Raw genomic sequence first — 16,301 nt, forward strand, 5'->3', positions numbered from 1 at the left:
TCCATCAGGCCGTCGGCATGGCGCCCGCATAGCCCATATTGCGCAGCAGCGCGGCAAACGACGCCACGACACCGGGTGTGTTGTAGAGCTGGGGCGCCGTTTTCACAGCGATCACGCTCACCATCTGGCCCGTGCTTTTTCCCGTGGTGGCGTCAAAGTACAGGGCCAGGTCGTCGCTGGCGTTGGAGAAGCCGCGCCCCGTACTTTCCGAGTAGTAGCAGATGGAGTCCGGGGCAACGACGTCGGGACTCGTGCTTGCAGACGAGTACATGATGAGGTTCTCGTTCAGGTTGTACAGGTAGTGCGTCTCGGTACTCTGAGCCTGGTCCTGCGTGTTGTCCAGGCGGATGATGCCCGAATCGAGCGACGCGCTGGACGTAGCCTGCGTGACCGAGGTGATGAAAAAATTGGTCACCACCGCGCTGGCAGAGCGGCTGGTGATCAGGGTGATGGCATCTGCCACGGCAGCAGTGGCAGGCGGCGTCTCGGCCTGCAGCAGAAACTGCCCCAACCCACGCGCCTGCTCCAGCGTGCCCGCAATGTAACTGCCCGACAACGCAAAGCTGTTGCCCGCGTTGGAGGGCCACATGGCAATGCCCGAATACCCGCCAAACCCGGCCACGACCCCGCCCGCCAGGCTCTCGACACGCGCGGCGGTGGAGGCTCCCAGCACGGCGGATTCGATATCCACCAAGGTAGAGGCATCGCTGGCCAGGACGGCGGGGCATGGCGCGAGTTGCGCTCCGCCGGTATAGGTGGTCTGGGGCAGCTCGGGCACCGCACGGCCGGCGCCATCGCCGTTCACCACCCAGACCGCGCCCTGCGACATGGCCGCGCCAAGGAGCGGCACCAGCGAGTTGATCGGCCCGATCTCCACGGGAATCAGGGCACCCAGCGCGGCGCCCGTGCTGGCCTCCATCACGGCCACGGTGTTGCTGATTGCGTTCTGCACCGCCGACAGCGTGAGGCCATCGGCCGCATCGGGCGAGCCCATGATGGCCAGCACACAGGCATTGGTGGCGCCGTCATAGTCCTGCACCGTGACCGTGCCACTCCAGCCCTGATGAACCAGCTCCTGAAGAATCGAACAGGCGTCGTGGTAGCTACCGCCCCCACCACTGGCCAACATGGCAGCACCCGCCGCAATCGATTGAAAATCTACCAGCCCGTAGTGATAAACAACACCCATCTCACGCCCCCTCTGGATGGGAGGCACGATACGCCAGCCCGGTGGCTTGTCAATCCGCAGCATCCCATGCGCGGCCACGGTGCAATCGTGGTAGGCCCAGACTCACAAATTCTGCGCCTGCAACCCATCTTCCCAACGTTACAACGTCAAAATCACCCTTCAAACTGCGGGTGCAGCTGCCGGATCCGGTTCATCGCCATGGTCGCCGCCGTGCGTGTCTCCACCCCCCAACTTGGCGAACGCACGCTCCAGGTGCGTCTTCACCGTAGCGGGGCTGGCACCGAGAATGCCGCCAATCCCGTGGTTGATCCTGCCCTTGAGCGCCCAGTACAGCACCTCGGCCTCGCGCGCAGTGAGCTTGAACGACAGGCCCATGGACTCGATGATCCTGGCGTCGGACACCTCGCCATCATCTGCAACCAGCCGCCGCCGCCCGCGCTGTCGTCCACCTGCTGGTGCAGCCGGAAGGTGAGGCGGCACGTGCCCTGCTCGACGGCCAGACCCGGCGCCCCACGCAGGCGCCGACCTGGCCGTGATGCGTGCTGACACCGGGCGCATGCGCACCACCGCGCAAGGCCTGCGACCTTTCGCGATGGCGACCCTCAAGACGCTTGATGGGCTGCCGCAGGTGGTGGACTTCATCGTGGCGCGCGGCCTGCTGGGCACGGGCAGCACCTGGTGCGCACGCGGTTACGCCTGCTGACGTGGGCGACCGGCCGGGCGCGCTATGGTTCAGGTTTTGTTCCAAGGAGAACGTGCATGACCCTACGCCTGATGCCCACGCTGGCGACCGCTGCCCTGCTGGCTGCCTGCGCCAGCCCAGCGCCGCCCACACCTATCGACGTGCGCCCCAACATTCCTCCGCATGGCGGGCGCTGCAACGCGGGCCCAGCGCAGTCGGTTATTGGCCAGATCAGCACCGCGCGCAACGTGGAAGCAGCGCGGGTTGCCGCAGGGGCGCGCGTGGCGCGCACCCTTCGGCCTGGGCAAATGGTGACCAAGGAATACGACGCCGAGCGACTGAATCTGGACGTGGACGCCAGCGGGCGCATCGTCGCGGCGCGCTGCGGCTGAAGCAGCCGAATCAACCAGGCAGGAACAGCTCCTGCAGATTGCTCAAGAAGTCAAACCCCCGCTCCGTGGGGCGCACATGCGCCATGTCGCGCGCAATCAAGCCCTGGGCCTCGGCTTTGTCCAGCGCCGGGACGATGGAAGCCACGCTCTGGCCGGTGCGCTCGACGAAATCCTGCAGCGCAAAACCTCCGCGCAGCCGCAGGGCGTTGAGCATGAATTCAAACGCCAGGTCGGCGCGGCGCACCTCGTCGTCCCGTGCCATGGCGTGACCGGCCAGCGCGTGATCCATGTAGAGCACCGGGTCACGAAAACGCGTCTGCCGCACCACGCGGTGCGCAAAGCTGATCTTGCTGTGCGCGCCGGCACCGATGCCCAGGTAGTCGCCAAACTGCCAGTAATTGAGGTTGTGCGCGCACCCGTGCCCCGGCTGGGCATAGGCCGAGACCTCGTAGCGCTGCAGACCCACGGCAGCAGTGCGTTCGGTGATGCGATCGAGCATGGCGTAGGCCAGGTCGTCCTCAGGGATGGCTGGCGGGTATTTGGCAAAAAAGGTGTTCGGCTCGATGGTCAGGTGGTAGATCGACAGGTGCGGCGGCGCGAGGGCCAGCGCGATGTCAAGGTCGGCATCCAGCGCGGCGATACCTTGGCCGGGAAGTGCGTACATCAGGTCAAGGTTGAAGGTGTCGAAGGCCTGCGCGGCCTCTTCCACCGCCGCGCGGGCCTGGGCGCCATCGTGCACGCGCCCCAACGCTGCAAGGTAGGTGTCGTTGAAGCTTTGCACCCCGACCGAGAGGCGCGTGACGCCAGCGGAGCGGTAGGCGCGAAAGCGGTCTTTCTCGAAGGTGCCGGGGTTGGCTTCCAAGGTGATTTCAGCGCCCGCCGCGAGCGGCAGCAACGCCCGGATATCGCCCAGCAGCTGGTCGATAGACGCGGGCGAAAACAGGCTGGGCGTGCCACCACCGATGAACACGGTCTGCACCGGCCGGCCCCAGATGAGCGGCAGCGCAGCCTCCAGGTCGGCGTGCAAGGCGTCGAGGTAACGCGCTTCGGGCAAGGCGCCCGCACCGCCTACCGCGTGCGAATTGAAGTCGCAGTACGGGCATTTTTTCAGGCACCAGGGCAGGTGCACATAGAGCGAGAGCGGCGGCAGCGCGGATAGCTGCAGCAGGCCGGGGCGCATGTAGTGCTGGATGTCGCGCTGCAGCGCTGGCGCAGCCTCGTTGGCAGGAAGGATGGGAATGGTCATGGTGTCGCGGCGCGCAGTAGTTCAAACAGGCGGTCATCCCATCCAGTTGGCGCGCATCAGCGCCAGCATGGCCTGCGCGGCGCGGCCACGGTGGCTCAGGCTGTTCTTGACCGCCGGATCGAGCTCGGCAAACGTCTTGCCCAGTTCGGGAATGGCCATTACCGGATCGAAACCAAAACCGTGGCAACCGCGCGGCGTGCGTGCAATCTCACCGACGACGCGGCCCACCGCGATCAGCGGCTCCGGGTCTTGCGGGCTGCGCAGCGCCACCAGCGTGCTGACCAGCGCGGCGCGGCGATTGTCCAGGCCCGCCATTTGCTCCAGCAAGGCGCGGACGTTGTTGTCGTCGCCCTTGGGGTAACCGAATTGCGTGGCGTAGTACGCCGTGTCAACACCGGGCAGGCCGCCAAACGCGTCCACGCACAGGCCAGCATCATCGGCCACGGCGGGCAGGCCCGTGTGCTGCGAGGCAAAGCGTGCCTTGGCCAGCGCGTTTTCGACGAAAGTGCGGTGCGGCTCTTCGGCTTCGCCCACGCCCAGGTCGGCCTGGCGCACCAGCTCCACGCCCAGCGGCGCGAACAGGCTTTGCAGTTCGGCGAGTTTGCCCAGGTTGTTGGACGCCAGTACGATTTTCATAGTCAAAATGGCCTCTAACGCTTATCCACAAAGCGCATACAGCTATCAATCAAGGAGCGCACTGCGCTGCAAGCGCACCAGCTCGGCAATGCCGGCCTGGGCCAGATCGAGCAAGGCATCCATCTCGCTGCGGCTGAATGCCGCGCCTTCGGCCGTGCCCTGCACTTCGACGAAATCGCCGGCGCCCGTCATCACCACGTTCATGTCGGTGTCGCAGGCGGAATCTTCCCCATAGTCCAGATCCAGCAGCGGCTGGCCCTGCACCACGCCGACCGATACGGCGGCCACGGCGTCGCGGATGGGCGAGCGGGTTAAAACACCGCGGGCCATCAGGGACGAAACGGCGTCTTGCGCTGCCACCCAGGCGCCGGTGATGGCGGCAGTGCGCGTGCCGCCGTCGGCCTGGAGCACATCGCAGTCAAGCACGATGCTGCGCTCGCCCAGCAGCTCCAGATCAAACACCGCGCGCAGCGACCGGCCGATAAGGCGCTGGATCTCCTGCGTGCGGCCGGTTTGCTTGCCCTTGGCGGCCTCGCGCTCGCTGCGCTTGTGGGTAGCACGCGGCAACATGCCGTATTCGGCTGTCACCCAGCCCTTGCCACTGCCGCGTTGGTGCGGCGGCACCTTTTCTTCGACCGTCGCAGTGCACAGCACGCGGGTGTTGCCGAACTCGATCAGCACAGCGCCTTCGGCGTGCATGGTGAAGTGGCGGGTGATGCGCACGGGGCGCAGCGCATGGCTGGCGCGGTCGCCAGAACGTGAAACGGGGGTCATGCTTGTCTTTCGGTCGGGACCTGCGCAGCCACCAAGGCGTCGGTGGCGTGGCGGTCAGATGCCGCGTTCAGCGCCTGCGTTCTGCAGAGCGCCGAATAGCTTCGTTGATCTCGGCAATCGAGCGCTCGATGGCAGCGTCGTCCAGGTCATCCGCCAGGCCATCGAGCGGGCCGGCCTGGATGGTCGAGGCAAACACGTCGTCGCTGATGCTGTCGGTCGAGACACCCTGGGTGGACTCGAACGCGTCGGGCGTTTCCCATTCGATGGCCAGGACGGTCACGTTGTCGCTGCTGTCGCCCGCCTTGCGCAGCGCCGCCTCGACCAGCTCGGGCACCGCCTGCGAAACGGCATTGCGGCCCAGTTCGCCCGCAATCTCCTCGTCGCTCAGGGTGCCCCACAGGCCGTCCGAGCAGAGCAGCAGGCGGTCACCCTGCTCCAGCGGCACCGGGCCGGTGGTGTCGTAAATGGGTTTGGTGGGCGAACCCAGGCAGGTGAACAAGATGTTGCGGTTGATGCGCTCCAGCCCCTCGGGCATGTTGCGCAGCTCCAGATAGGAATGGTCCCGCGTGCGGGTCAGCAGCGCGCCGCCGCGCACCATGTACAGGCGCGAGTCGCCGCAGTGCACCCAATGCACGCAGCCCGCCTGCACCACCGCCACCACAAGCGTGGTACGGGGAGAATCGATCATGCCTTTGTCGCTGGCGTAGCGCAGGATCTGGTGGTGCGCCGCAAGCAAGGCGTTCGATAGAAATTCGGAGACATCCGGCAGTTGCGGCTTGGCCTGGCGCTGGAACATCACGGCCACGGTCTGCAAGGCAATCTGGGCGGCGACCTCGCCCTCTGGGTGCCCACCCATGCCATCGGCCAACACAAAAAGCCCCGATTCGCGCGTGTAGCAGTAGCCCATGCGGTCTTCGTTCCTCTCGCGCCCGCCACGCCGGCTGATCTGAAATATGGAGAATTTCATTTGGGTTTGGCTCCCGCGGCGAAGGACGCGTCACCAGGCTTGGTCACACTCTTGCGGGTTTCCGCCACCAGCGTATCGAGTTGCATGCGCATTTTCTCCGTGACGGTGAGTTTGGTGTAGCGCCTCTCGCCTTCGCGCGAGAGCTCTTTCTGCAAGGCGAACACCGACTGAGGACGCGAGAGCGGGTCGAGCGCCATGCACCACTCGACCACTTCAATCAGATTATCGGAATACACGCCGCGCAGTTTGGCCAATGCCAGCGAGAGGCGGTCCTTGTCCTGGCGCTGCGGCGCCTCGTTGGGCGGAAAACCCTGCATGCAGGCGTAGATGCAGGCACCAATGGCATAGATGTCGGTCCACGGCCCCATGGCCGAATCGCGCCGGTACATCTCGGGGGCGGCAAAGCCGGGCGTGTACATGGGTCTGATGAAGTTGCCTTCTTTGGACAGCACCTCGCGCGCAGCGCCGAAATCGATCATCACGGCCTTGTTGTCGTCGGTGATGAAGATGTTGGCCGGCTTGATGTCCAGGTGCAGCATCTTGTGCTGGTGCACGATGCGCATGCCGCGCAGCACCTCGTCGAACAGCGAGCGGATGGTGGATTCGCGGAACACCTTCTGCTGCTTGAGGTCGCGCGCCGTGATGATGAAGTCCTGCAGGGTGGCCCCCTCAAGGTAGTTCATCACCATGTAGACGGTTTCGTTTTCGCGGAAGAAGTTGAGCACGCTCACCACGGAGGCATGCGAAATTTGCGCCAGCGCGCGGCCCTCTTCAAAAAAACTCTTCAGGCCAAGCCGGTAGAGCGAGAGCTTTTCCGGCTGCACCTTGGGCAGCAACTCGCCTGGGGTGCGAGTGGCGAGCGAAGAAGGCAGGTATTCCTTGATGGCAACCTGCTGGCCTTCAGCGTCCATGCACAGATAAACCACACCGAAACCGCCCGAAGACACTCGCCGAATCACCCGGTAGCCACCAATGACGGTGTCGGGTGGCAGCGGCGCCGGTTTGATTTTGGACATATTCTTCGCGTGTGATTCGAGGGCGGACGAGAAGCCGGATAATCTCCGGTTCGCTAGCTAACAAGAAAAGTCCCATGGCAGTTTACAGCATGACCGGCTACGCCAGCGCCCAAATCGGCGCCGCTGCGGCGTCCGCAGAAGGCGAGCCGCGCACCGGTCCACAGCGCCGGCTGGGCATGGAAATGCGCTCGGTCAACAGCCGCTTCCTGGACTTGTCGTTCCGGCTGCCTGACGAGTTGCGCAGTTTCGAGCCGACACTTCGATCGCTCGTCACCGCCAAAATCAAACGCGGCAAGATAGAAGTGCGCGCTGCTATCGAAGGCCAGGATGGCAACGCCCTGCCAGACCCGGCACCCCGCATGCTCCAGCGACTCGCGTCGGTTCAAGACACCGTCCAATCCTGGCTTCCCGACGCTGCACCGCTTTCCGTTGCCGAAATTCTGCGCCTTTGCGGCGCTGCAGCGCCCACCGCTGATACGCCTGCAGATGAAGTGACCCAATTGGCGGAAGCCGTGCTGGCCGCCTTGCTCGCTGCGCGGGCGCAGGAAGGCGTGCGCCTTGTGGCCATGCTGCGCAGCCATCTCAAACTGCTGCGCGGGTTGACCGAGCAGGCCGGCCCCTTGGTGCCGCAATTGGTGGAGCAACAACGCCAGCGCTTCATGGACCGTTGGCGCGAAGCCATGGGCCTGGCTGAGGGCAGCGCCACTCCGGAGGCTGCGCAGGATCGCGCGCTCTCCGAAGCGACGGCCTTTGCCATCCGCATCGATGTAGCCGAAGAGGTCACGCGTCTCGAATCCCACATCACGGAAATCGAACGCCTGCTGACCAAGGGCGGCGAAGTCGGCAAGCGGCTGGACTTTCTGATTCAGGAACTGCATCGCGAAGCCAACACCTTGGGGTCCAAATCGTCCGCACTTGAGCTGACACGTATCAGCGTCGACATGAAAGTCCTGATCGAGCAAATGCGTGAGCAGGTACAAAACTTAGAATAAACGCCTCATTCGGTACCACCCCTCATGACTGCCACCACGGAATACCCCGGCAATCTCTTTGTTGTCGCCGCCCCCAGCGGCACCGGCAAATCCAGCCTGGTCAAGGCCCTGCTGGAGCTCGACTCCCACGTGCACCCTTCGATATCGCACACTACCCGTGCGCCACGCGGGCAGGAAAAGCACGGTCGGGAGTACTTTTTTACTTCCGAGCCCGAGTTCGATGCCATGATCGCCAGCAATGCCTTTGTCGAATGGGCAGTTGTGCACGGCAACCGTTACGGCACCTCGAAAAATTCCATCGAAGAGCGCATCGCGCAGGGCAACGACATCATCCTGGAGATTGATTTCCAGGGGGCCTTGCAGATCAAGCAGGCATTTGCCAATGCGGTCCTGATTTTCATCTTGCCGCCCAGCTGGGCAGAATTGCGCTCGCGCCTGGAGCGACGCGGCGAAGACTCGCCCGAAGTCATCGAAAGAAGGCTGGCAAATGCCGCTACAGAGATGGCGCAGGTGCACAAATTCGACTTCGTTATAATTAATGAGTTATTTGAGCGCGCACTTTTTGACCTGAAGGCGATTGCACACGCCCAGCGACTCAAGTACGCAGCGCAACGCCGCGCGCGCTCAGAGACGTTCAAAGCGCTGAACGTCGCTTGACCCACCTGGAGAATTCATGGCCCGCATTACTGTCGAAGACTGCCTCGTGCAGATCCCCAACCGTTTCCAGCTCGTACTGGCAGCAACCTATCGCGCGCGCATGCTCAGCCAGGGCCACACCCCGCGCATCGAGAGCCGAAACAAGCCGGGCGTGACGGCCTTGCGCGAAATCGCCGCCGGCAAGGTGGGCATCGAGATGCTCAAGAAAGTTCCAGGCTGACCGACCCAGCGTCTGCCTATGAAAAGGGCACCGCATTGCGGTGCCTTTTTTCATTTCGGCCGGCTGCCGCTCTGTCGCGCGCTACATTTAAGGTATGAACGCGGAGTCGAATCAGGTTTCTGCCAGCGAAGGGCAAGCGCCCGAGCGCACGCAGGAAATCAGCAATGCCACCGCCGCCGCCAACGCGGCCGCGGCAAGCTTTGCTGCGCTGACCGACAGCCTCGACTATCTGGAGCCGGCTCAGGTCGACCTGGTGCGCCAGGCTTACCGATTTGCTGATGCCGCCCATCTGGGGCAACTGCGAAACAGCGGCGAGCCCTACATCACGCACCCGATTGCCGTCGCAGCGCAATGCGCACAATGGAAGCTCGACGCGCAAGCGCTGATGGCGGCGCTGCTGCACGACGCCATGGAAGACTGCGGGGTCACCAAGGGCGATCTGGTGGAGCATTTCGGCGCCAGTGTCGCCGAATTGGTCGATGGGCTCACCAAGCTGGACAAGCTGCAGTTCGACACGCGGGAAGAAAACCAGGCCGAGTCGTTTCGGAAAATGCTGCTGGCCATGGCACGCGACGTGCGCGTTATTCTGATCAAGCTGGCGGATCGCAGCCACAACATGCGGACGCTGGCGGACATGCCGCGCAGCAAGTGGGGGCGGATCGCCTCGGAAACGCTGGAAATTTATGCGCCCATTGCACACCGACTGGGCCTGAACCAGACGTACCGCGAGCTGCAGGATCTGTCGTTTCGCTACCTACACCCCTGGCGCTACGCCACGCTGTCGAAAGCCGTTGCCAAGGCCCGCAGTCGCCGGCGCGATCTGGTGCAGAAAGTGCAGATGGATGTCGACGCTGCGTTTGTGCGTGTGGGCCTGCCCGCACGCCTGGCAGGTCGGGAAAAAACACTTTTTGCGATCTACGAGAAGATGACGCAAAAACACCTGAGCTTCGCCCAGGTAACGGACCTGTACGGTTTTCGTGTGATCGTAGGCAGCGTAACCGAGTGCTATACGGCCCTCGGGGTGCTGCATCAGATGTACAAACCGGTGCCGGGCAAGTTCAAGGACCACATTGCTATTGCCAAGGTCAATGGCTACCAGTCCCTGCACACAACGCTCGTCGGCCCTTCTGGCGTGAACATCGAATTTCAGATGCGCACAGAAGAAATGCACCTGATCGCTGAGGCCGGCGTTGCAGCGCACTGGCTCTACAAGGAAAAGGATGTCGACGGCGGCTCAGCCGAGCGTCTTGGAACCAAGTGGTTGCAGTCGCTCCTGGACATCCAGAACGAAACCCGCGACGCCGCCGAATTTTGGGACCACGTCAAGGTCGATCTGTTTCCCGACGCGGTCTACGTGTTCACGCCAAAAAGCCAGATCCTGGCGCTGCCGCGTGGTGCCACCGTGGTCGATTTCGCCTATGCCATTCACAGCGATGTCGGCAATCACACAGCGGCAGCCAAGGTCAACAACGAGCAAGTTCCGCTGCGCACCGAAATTCACAACGGCGATATCGTCGAGATCATCACCACACCCACCACCACACCCAATCCGGCTTGGTTGGGGTTTGTGCGCACCGGCCGAGCACGCTCCAAGATTCGCAGCCACCTCAAGTCGCTGGCACAGGCGGATTCGGAAACGCTTGGCGAGAAGTTGCTCACCCAGGCCTTGCGCGCAGAGGGCCTGGAACGGCTCCCCCCCAATACGGAAGAGATGCAGCCGTTGTGGGACAAGTTGCTCCGCTTCACCGGGAGCCGCGCCCGCAGCGAGCTGATGACCGACATCGGGTTGGGCAAGCGCATTGCAACCATCGTTGCCAAGCGCCTGCTCGGGCTGATGGCAGAGCATGGCTATCGCCCTGATGCCCTTTTGCTGACACGCGAACGCTATTCGTCGCACGAAAGAATCTCGCAGGGCGGCGTGTCGCTGGATGGCAGCGAGAACGCGTCCGTGAAGTACGCGCCCTGCTGCCGGCCGGTCCCGGGCGACGAAATCGTGGGCTACCTGGGGCGCGGCGAAGGTCTGGTGGTCCATGCGGCGTCCTGTGCAATCGCACGGCGCTTGCAGGCCAAGGACAGCGAACGTTTCATCTCGGTTGATTGGAGCGAAGAACCTACCCGTATGTTCGAGACGGGAATTGTCGTCACCGTGAACAACGGCAAAGGGGTTCTTGCGCGCGTCGCGGCCGATTTGGCCAGCGTCGAGGCCGATATTATTCACATCGACATGGACGATGAAGTGGCGCTGGATACCGTCAATCTGCGTCTGGTGATTGGGGTGCGCGACACCACGCATCTGGAGGCAGCGCTACGCAGTCTTCGGCGGACCCATGCCGTATTGCGCGCGGTGCGCGCCCTGCCGACCGCATGAACAGGTGCTGAGCAGGGGAATCCTACTGCTCTGAATCTGGATACGTCACATCAAGGATTTCGAGGTAGCGCGTGCCCGATGGCGTCGCGAGTTGCACCTCATCGCCAACGCGCGCCTTGAGAAGCGCCCGCGCCACGGGCGAAATCCAGCTGATCTCACCATGACGTGTATCCACTTCGTCTATGCCTTTGATGGTCACCACGGCTTCTGCGCCCTGATCGTCTACATAGTGGACTGTGGCGCCGAAGAATATCTGTTGATTTCCTGCATGGATGGCAGCGTTGACGATTTCCGCTGCCTCCATGCGGGAAGTGAGAAACCGGATGCGACGATCAATCTCACGCAGGCGCTTTTTCCCATAGAGATAGTCGCCATTTTCCGAGCGATCGCCGTTTTTTGCCGCCCAATGCACCGTCTCCACGATCTTGGGGCGCTCGACATCCATCAACTGTAACAGCTCATCGCGCAAGCGAGCATAGCCAGCTGAGGTGATGTAGTTGCGGGTGTCGCCGAGAGGCGTCGCCGAGGACAAAGGCTCCACAGGCTCCTCATCGGTTTCGCGGGTGAACGCCTTGCTCATGAATTCTCCTCGCAGTCCTCAAAGCTTGTATCACTGTTGGCGCCCAAGCTAAGCACAAAGGAAAAAGCCCTGATACCTTGCAGTATCAGGGCTTACCTTTTTGGTGCGGCTGGCAGGAATTGAACCCACGACCCCTTGGTTCGTAGCCAAGTACTCTATCCAACTGAGCTACAGCCGCCAAGTCTCAAATTATAGCGTGAATTTTTGCCTCGCATGAGTATCGAGAAAAACTACACACTCTTTTTTTCAAAAAGCACATTGGCGCATGGAATGGTGCCGATTGTCGGGATTGAACTGACGACCTACCGCTTACAAGGCGGTTGCTCTACCACTGAGCTAAATCGGCAAAGATGTGATTTTAATCGGGAACCGCGTAGATTTCGACGAACCCTGCTTACTTCACCCGCTTGAGCGAAGCGCGCCTAGGCCCGCCACTAGAAGGCGACGGCTGAGGATGTTCGGGTGCTGGCTCGGAGGCGGGGTTAGCCATCTCCGGCACCAGCTGGACGACCGATCTAGCTTCCGCAGGGTCGACTTGCTCGGGCTCTATTGCTTGGGTCGGTTGCACGGCGCCAGACAAAAGATCCACGGGTGGAGGGAACGCCATGCCCTGGCCGTTTTCTCGTGCATAGATGGCGATGACACGCCCCACTGGCACCAGAATGTCGCGAGGCTGTCCACCAAAGCGCGCCTTGAACTCAATGAAATCATTGCCCAACTGCAGCCCACTTGTCGCGTCAAGGCCAATGTTGAGTACGATTTCCCCATTGCTCACGTATTCGCGCGGTACCTGGACGGAGTCGTCCACCTTCACAGCGACATGGGGGGTAAACCCATTGTCGCTGCACCATTCGTGCAGCGCCCGAATGAGGTACGGACGGGTCGAGTTGGATTCCTGAGGCTTCATGGCACGTTTCCTGCTGACAACTGCGCGGGCCTATTTACTTGCGCATGACCTTTTCGGAAGGCGTAAGTGCTTCAATGTAGGCTGGCCGGGAGAAGATGCGCTCGGCGTACTTGAGCAAAGGAGCAGCGTTCTTGCTCAGATCGATGCCGTAGTAGTCCAGGCGCCAAAGCAGCGGAGCGATCGCCACGTCAAGCATGGAGAAGTTGTCGCCCAGCATGTACTTGTTCTTCAGAAAAACCGGCGCTAGCTGGGTCAAGCGGTCGCGAATGTGCGCACGGGCCTTCTCCAGTGCCTTCTCGTTGCCTTTGCTGGCACGCGATTCAAGACTGTTGACGTGTACAAAAAGCTCCTTCTCAAAGTTGAGCAGGAACAGGCGCACACGGGCGCGGTCCACCGGGTCGCCGGGCATCAGTTGGGGATGAGGAAAGCGCTCATCAATGTACTCATTGATGATGTTCGACTCGTACAAAATCAGGTCGCGTTCCACCAGGATGGGGACTTGGCCGTACGGGTTCATCACGGCAATGTCTTCGGGCTTGTTGTAGAGATCCACGTCGCGGATCTCGAAGTCCATGCCTTTTTCGAACAAAACGAAGCGGCAACGGTGAGAGAAGGGGCAAGTCGTACCCGAATAAAGCACCATCATGTAGCGAAACTCCTAAAAACCAAAAGAGTGGAACGCCAGCGGCGCCCACTCTTGCAAAAACGCTGCATCCGCAGATGCAGCATGGTGAAACCTGGGACTACTTGACGTCTTTCCAGAAGGCCGCATTAAGCCTCCAGGCCAGCACTGTGGTGAATGCAAGGAAAATCAGCACCCCTACGCCTACGCGGATGCGCGTCTTCTGTGCAGGCTCGCCCATCCATTGCAGATAGCCCACGAGATCGCCAATGGCCTCATCGTACTGCGCCGTGGTCATCGTGCCCGCGGCCTTCTGCTCCCAAGCCTTAAAGACATGCACAGTCTCACCATGGCTTTCGTGCTCTGCGAAGACCGGCTGACGATCACCCTGCAGCTGCCACAGAGGATTGGGCATGGCAACATTCGGAAAGGCAAGGTTGTTCCACCCCGTCGCCTTGGTATCGTCGCGGTAGAAGCTGCGCAGGAAGGTGTAGAGATAGTCCGCCCCGGTACCGCCGTGCCCGGCACGCGAACGCGCGATCACTGTGAGGTCCGGCGGGTTTGCGCCAAACCACTCCTTGGCCTGGCTCGGATCAATCGCGGCCACCATGGTCTCGCCGATCTTGTCGGTCGTGAAGAGTAGGTTGTCCTTGATCTGTTGGGGCGTCAAGCCAATATCGGTCAAACGGTTGTAGCGCATGAACGCCGCAGAGTGGCAACCCACGCAGTAATTGACGAACAGCTTGGCACCATTTTGCAGCGCCGGCAGGTCGTTGATTCGATTGGGCGCCTTGTCCCAGGCGAGGGCACCACCAGATGCATGGGCCACACCCGCCACAAGACCGAGTGCTGCAATGAACGAGAGGATGATTTTTTTCATGATCTGCATCTCCTGGCTCAATGCGCAGCAAAGTTTACGCGGTCGGGCACAGGCTTGGGCTCACCCAGGCGACTCCACCAAGGCATGAGCAGGAAGAAGCCAAAGTACCCGAGTGTGAACACCTGAGACACGCGCTGAGCAAGATCTTGGCCCGCCCATGCACCCCAGGCACCCGGTGGCTGAATGCCCAGATAACCAAGGACCATAAACATGAATACAAACACACCAAACATATATTTGTGCCAGCTTGGACGGTAGCGAATGGACTTGACCGGGCTCTGGTCAAGCCAAGGCAGGAAGAAAAGAATGACCACGGCGCCACCCATCACCACCACACCCCAGAACTTGGCATCGATATTCAGCATGAGCACAATCGCCACCGCAGCGGCCACCACAATGACGCCCTTGAAAATACTGGGCAATTTCCCTTTAATGACGCCAAAACCAGCGGCTGCGACGATACAAGCGATCAGCGCGTACACCATTTCGGTGGTGACAGCGCGCAGCATTGAGTAAAACGGCGTGAAGTACCACACTGGTGCAATGTGCGCTGGCGTCTGGAACGGATTGGCGGGAATGAAATTGTTATATTCCAGGAAATAGCCCCCCGCTTCCGGCGCAAAGAAGATCACCGCCGAGAACGCCATCAGGAACAGGCAGACCCCCAGGATGTCGTGCACCGTGTAGTACGGATGGAACGGAATGCCGTCGAGCGGATGGCCCTTCTCGTCGCGCGGTGCGTTCGGACCCTTGATTTCGATGCCGTCAGGGTTGTTCGAACCCACGTCGTGCAGCGCCAGCAGGTGCGCCACGACCAGGCCCAGCAGAACCAGCGGCACAGCAATGACGTGGAAACTGAAGAAGCGATTGAGCGTGGCGTCTCCCACCACGTAATCACCCCGAATCAGCAGTGCCAGATCGGGGCCGACGAAAGGAATAGCGGAGAATAGGTTCACGATCACCTGGGCACCCCAGTACGACATCTGACCCCAGGGCAGCAAATACCCCATGAAGGCCTCGGCCATGAGTGCCAGGAAGATCGCACAGCCAAAGATCCAGACCAACTCGCGCGGCTTGCGGTAACTGCCGTACAACAGGCCGCGGAACATGTGCAAATAGACGACGATGAAAAACGCCGATGCGCCCGTAGAGTGCATGTAGCGAATCAACCAGCCCCATGGCACGTCGCGCATGATGTACTCGACCGAGCCAAACGCCAGCGCGGCGTCCGGTTTGTAGTGCATCACCAGAAAAATACCGGTGACGATCTGGATCACCAGCACCAGAAGGGCCAGCGAGCCAAAGATGTACCAGAAGTTGAAGTTCTTCGGGGCGTAGTACTCCGACATATGGACGCGGTAAGCATCGAATGCCGTCGGGAACCGGTTCTCAAACCAGTTCGTGAGCTTGGCGCCCGCCGAAGCGTTGGGGGAAATTTCCTTGAACACAGCCATAGTTCAGTCCCTCAAGCTTTCTTGTCTTCGCCGATGAGCAGGCGGGTATCCGAGAGGTACATGTGCGGAGGCACTTCCAGGTTGTCTGGCGAGGGCTTGTTCTTGTACACGCGGCCAGCCAGATCAAAGGTGGAACCGTGACAAGGGCAAAGGAAGCCACCCGGCCAGTCGTCGGGCAAAGATGGCTGCGCGCCTGGGGTGAATCGATCGGAGGGTGAGCATCCCAGGTGCGGGCAAATGCCGACTGCCACGAAATACTCGGGCTTGATCGAGCGCTGCTCGTTGCGGGCATAAGGGGGCGTGAATTCGTCGGGTTTGCGCAGCGACTTGGGATCCGCCAGCTTGTCGTCGTTCTTGGCAAGTTCGGCGACCTGCTCCGGCGTGCGGCGCATGATCCACACGGGCTTGCCACGCCACGCGACAACCATTTTTTCATCCGGCTTCAAGGCAGAAATGTCCACTTCAACTGCAGCGCCTGCGGCTTTGGCCTTCTCGGATGGCTGGAAAGAACTCACGAAGGGAACGGCGGTTGCTACGCCACCCACCGCGCCAGCACAGCCGGTCGCGATCAGCCACGTCCGCTTGCTGGAGTCGATTGGAGTGTCACTCATGGGGGTCCTCGATGTACATCGCTGGGGTTGGGGAGACAGCCCGAAATTGTAGCGGAGTGAAAACGTCCAACCCCGCACACGCTCAGTGAAGACCGCACAGTGTTTGAC

The 16,301-nt window shown here is 61.5% G+C and carries 18 protein-coding genes, 2 tRNA genes and 1 pseudogene; 6 read left to right on the forward strand and 15 right to left on the reverse strand.

From position 1 onward, the window contains the following. Positions 1-4 precede the first annotated feature (4 nt). Together D3F03_RS05545 and D3F03_RS05550 are read right to left on the reverse strand one after the other, a co-directional pair. Positions 5-1,189 (reverse strand): S-methyl thiohydantoin desulfurase domain-containing protein, encoded by a 1,185-nt coding sequence (locus D3F03_RS05545; protein WP_119108594.1) that lies wholly within the window; start codon positions 1,187-1,189, stop codon positions 5-7. Between the two features lie 152 nt (positions 1,190-1,341). Then, positions 1,342-1,695, reverse strand: a pseudogene (locus D3F03_RS05550) (helix-turn-helix domain-containing protein); the annotation flags it as partial. A gap of 29 nt (positions 1,696-1,724) precedes the next feature. Here D3F03_RS05550 and D3F03_RS17140 point away from each other — a divergent pair. Continuing rightward, entirely contained in the window at positions 1,725-1,892 is a 168-nt protein-coding gene (locus tag D3F03_RS17140; protein ID WP_147414701.1) for an urease accessory protein UreG, read from the forward strand. Between the two features lie 56 nt (positions 1,893-1,948). Then, positions 1,949-2,263: an I78 family peptidase inhibitor gene (locus D3F03_RS05555; RefSeq protein WP_119108291.1), complete on the forward strand. Its 315-nt coding sequence runs from the start codon at positions 1,949-1,951 to the stop codon at positions 2,261-2,263. A gap of 10 nt (positions 2,264-2,273) precedes the next feature. On the opposite strand, the gene hemW is transcribed toward D3F03_RS05555, so the two are convergent. From hemW to D3F03_RS05580, 5 genes are all read right to left on the reverse strand, one after another. After that, the gene (hemW, locus tag D3F03_RS05560) at positions 2,274-3,509 is read right to left on the reverse strand and encodes a radical SAM family heme chaperone HemW (protein WP_119108292.1); all 1,236 of its coding nucleotides are present in this window, start codon (positions 3,507-3,509) and stop codon (positions 2,274-2,276) included. Positions 3,510-3,542: 33 nt separating this feature from the next. After that, positions 3,543-4,145 carry an RdgB/HAM1 family non-canonical purine NTP pyrophosphatase gene (rdgB, locus tag D3F03_RS05565; protein ID WP_119108293.1) on the reverse strand — a complete coding sequence of 201 codons (603 nt, stop codon included), beginning with the start codon at positions 4,143-4,145 and terminating at the stop codon, positions 3,543-3,545. A 45-nt stretch (positions 4,146-4,190) separates the two neighbouring features. Continuing rightward, positions 4,191-4,919, reverse strand: a complete 729-nt coding sequence (gene rph / locus D3F03_RS05570) for a ribonuclease PH (RefSeq protein ID WP_119108294.1) — start codon at positions 4,917-4,919, stop codon at positions 4,191-4,193. 67 nt (positions 4,920-4,986) lie between these two features. After that, entirely contained in the window at positions 4,987-5,886 is a 900-nt protein-coding gene (locus tag D3F03_RS05575) for a PP2C family protein-serine/threonine phosphatase (protein ID WP_119108295.1), read from the reverse strand. Continuing rightward, entirely contained in the window at positions 5,883-6,902 is a 1,020-nt protein-coding gene (locus D3F03_RS05580) for a serine/threonine protein kinase (RefSeq protein ID WP_119108296.1), read from the reverse strand. Before D3F03_RS05580 ends, D3F03_RS05575 begins: the two co-directional genes overlap by 4 nt. A gap of 74 nt (positions 6,903-6,976) precedes the next feature. On the opposite strand from D3F03_RS05580, the gene D3F03_RS05585 reads away from it, so the two are divergent. The 4 genes from D3F03_RS05585 to D3F03_RS05600 all read left to right on the forward strand — a co-directional run bounded on the left by D3F03_RS05585 (position 6,977) and on the right by D3F03_RS05600 (position 11,139). Then, the gene (locus tag D3F03_RS05585) at positions 6,977-7,894 is read left to right on the forward strand and encodes a YicC/YloC family endoribonuclease (RefSeq protein WP_199665409.1); all 918 of its coding nucleotides are present in this window, start codon (positions 6,977-6,979) and stop codon (positions 7,892-7,894) included. A gap of 24 nt (positions 7,895-7,918) precedes the next feature. After that, a complete protein-coding gene (gene gmk / locus D3F03_RS05590; RefSeq protein WP_119108297.1) occupies positions 7,919-8,551 on the forward strand; it encodes a guanylate kinase in 633 nt (210 codons plus the stop codon). Positions 8,552-8,567: 16 nt separating this feature from the next. Beyond that, positions 8,568-8,771, forward strand: a complete 204-nt coding sequence (rpoZ, locus tag D3F03_RS05595; protein WP_119108298.1) for a DNA-directed RNA polymerase subunit omega — start codon at positions 8,568-8,570, stop codon at positions 8,769-8,771. Positions 8,772-8,865: 94 nt separating this feature from the next. Then, a complete protein-coding gene (locus tag D3F03_RS05600) occupies positions 8,866-11,139 on the forward strand; it encodes a RelA/SpoT family protein (RefSeq protein WP_119108299.1) in 2,274 nt (757 codons plus the stop codon). Positions 11,140-11,161: 22 nt separating this feature from the next. Here D3F03_RS05600 and greB read toward each other — a convergent pair whose 3' ends face one another. From greB to petA, 8 genes are all read right to left on the reverse strand, one after another. Then, a complete protein-coding gene (greB, locus tag D3F03_RS05605) occupies positions 11,162-11,719 on the reverse strand; it encodes a transcription elongation factor GreB (RefSeq protein ID WP_119108300.1) in 558 nt (185 codons plus the stop codon). Between the two features lie 101 nt (positions 11,720-11,820). Further along, positions 11,821-11,897, reverse strand: a tRNA-Arg gene (locus D3F03_RS05610). A 93-nt stretch (positions 11,898-11,990) separates the two neighbouring features. Further along, a tRNA-Thr gene (locus tag D3F03_RS05615) sits at positions 11,991-12,065 on the reverse strand. Positions 12,066-12,113: 48 nt separating this feature from the next. Next, positions 12,114-12,626 carry a ClpXP protease specificity-enhancing factor gene (locus D3F03_RS05620; RefSeq protein WP_119108301.1) on the reverse strand — a complete coding sequence of 171 codons (513 nt, stop codon included), beginning with the start codon at positions 12,624-12,626 and terminating at the stop codon, positions 12,114-12,116. A 34-nt stretch (positions 12,627-12,660) separates the two neighbouring features. Further along, a complete protein-coding gene (locus D3F03_RS05625) occupies positions 12,661-13,272 on the reverse strand; it encodes a glutathione S-transferase N-terminal domain-containing protein (RefSeq protein ID WP_119108302.1) in 612 nt (203 codons plus the stop codon). 97 nt (positions 13,273-13,369) lie between these two features. Further along, a complete protein-coding gene (locus D3F03_RS05630; protein WP_119108596.1) occupies positions 13,370-14,128 on the reverse strand; it encodes a cytochrome c1 in 759 nt (252 codons plus the stop codon). Positions 14,129-14,145: 17 nt separating this feature from the next. Continuing rightward, positions 14,146-15,582: a cytochrome b gene (locus D3F03_RS05635; RefSeq protein ID WP_119108303.1), complete on the reverse strand. Its 1,437-nt coding sequence runs from the start codon at positions 15,580-15,582 to the stop codon at positions 14,146-14,148. Positions 15,583-15,593: 11 nt separating this feature from the next. After that, complete coding sequence (gene petA, locus D3F03_RS05640) at positions 15,594-16,193, reverse strand: ubiquinol-cytochrome c reductase iron-sulfur subunit (protein ID WP_119108304.1); 600 nt, start codon at positions 16,191-16,193, stop codon at positions 15,594-15,596. Positions 16,194-16,301 lie beyond the last annotated feature (108 nt).

This window comes from Simplicispira hankyongi, from assembly GCF_003570885.1.
GTDB lineage: Bacteria > Pseudomonadota > Gammaproteobacteria > Burkholderiales > Burkholderiaceae_C > Simplicispira > Simplicispira hankyongi.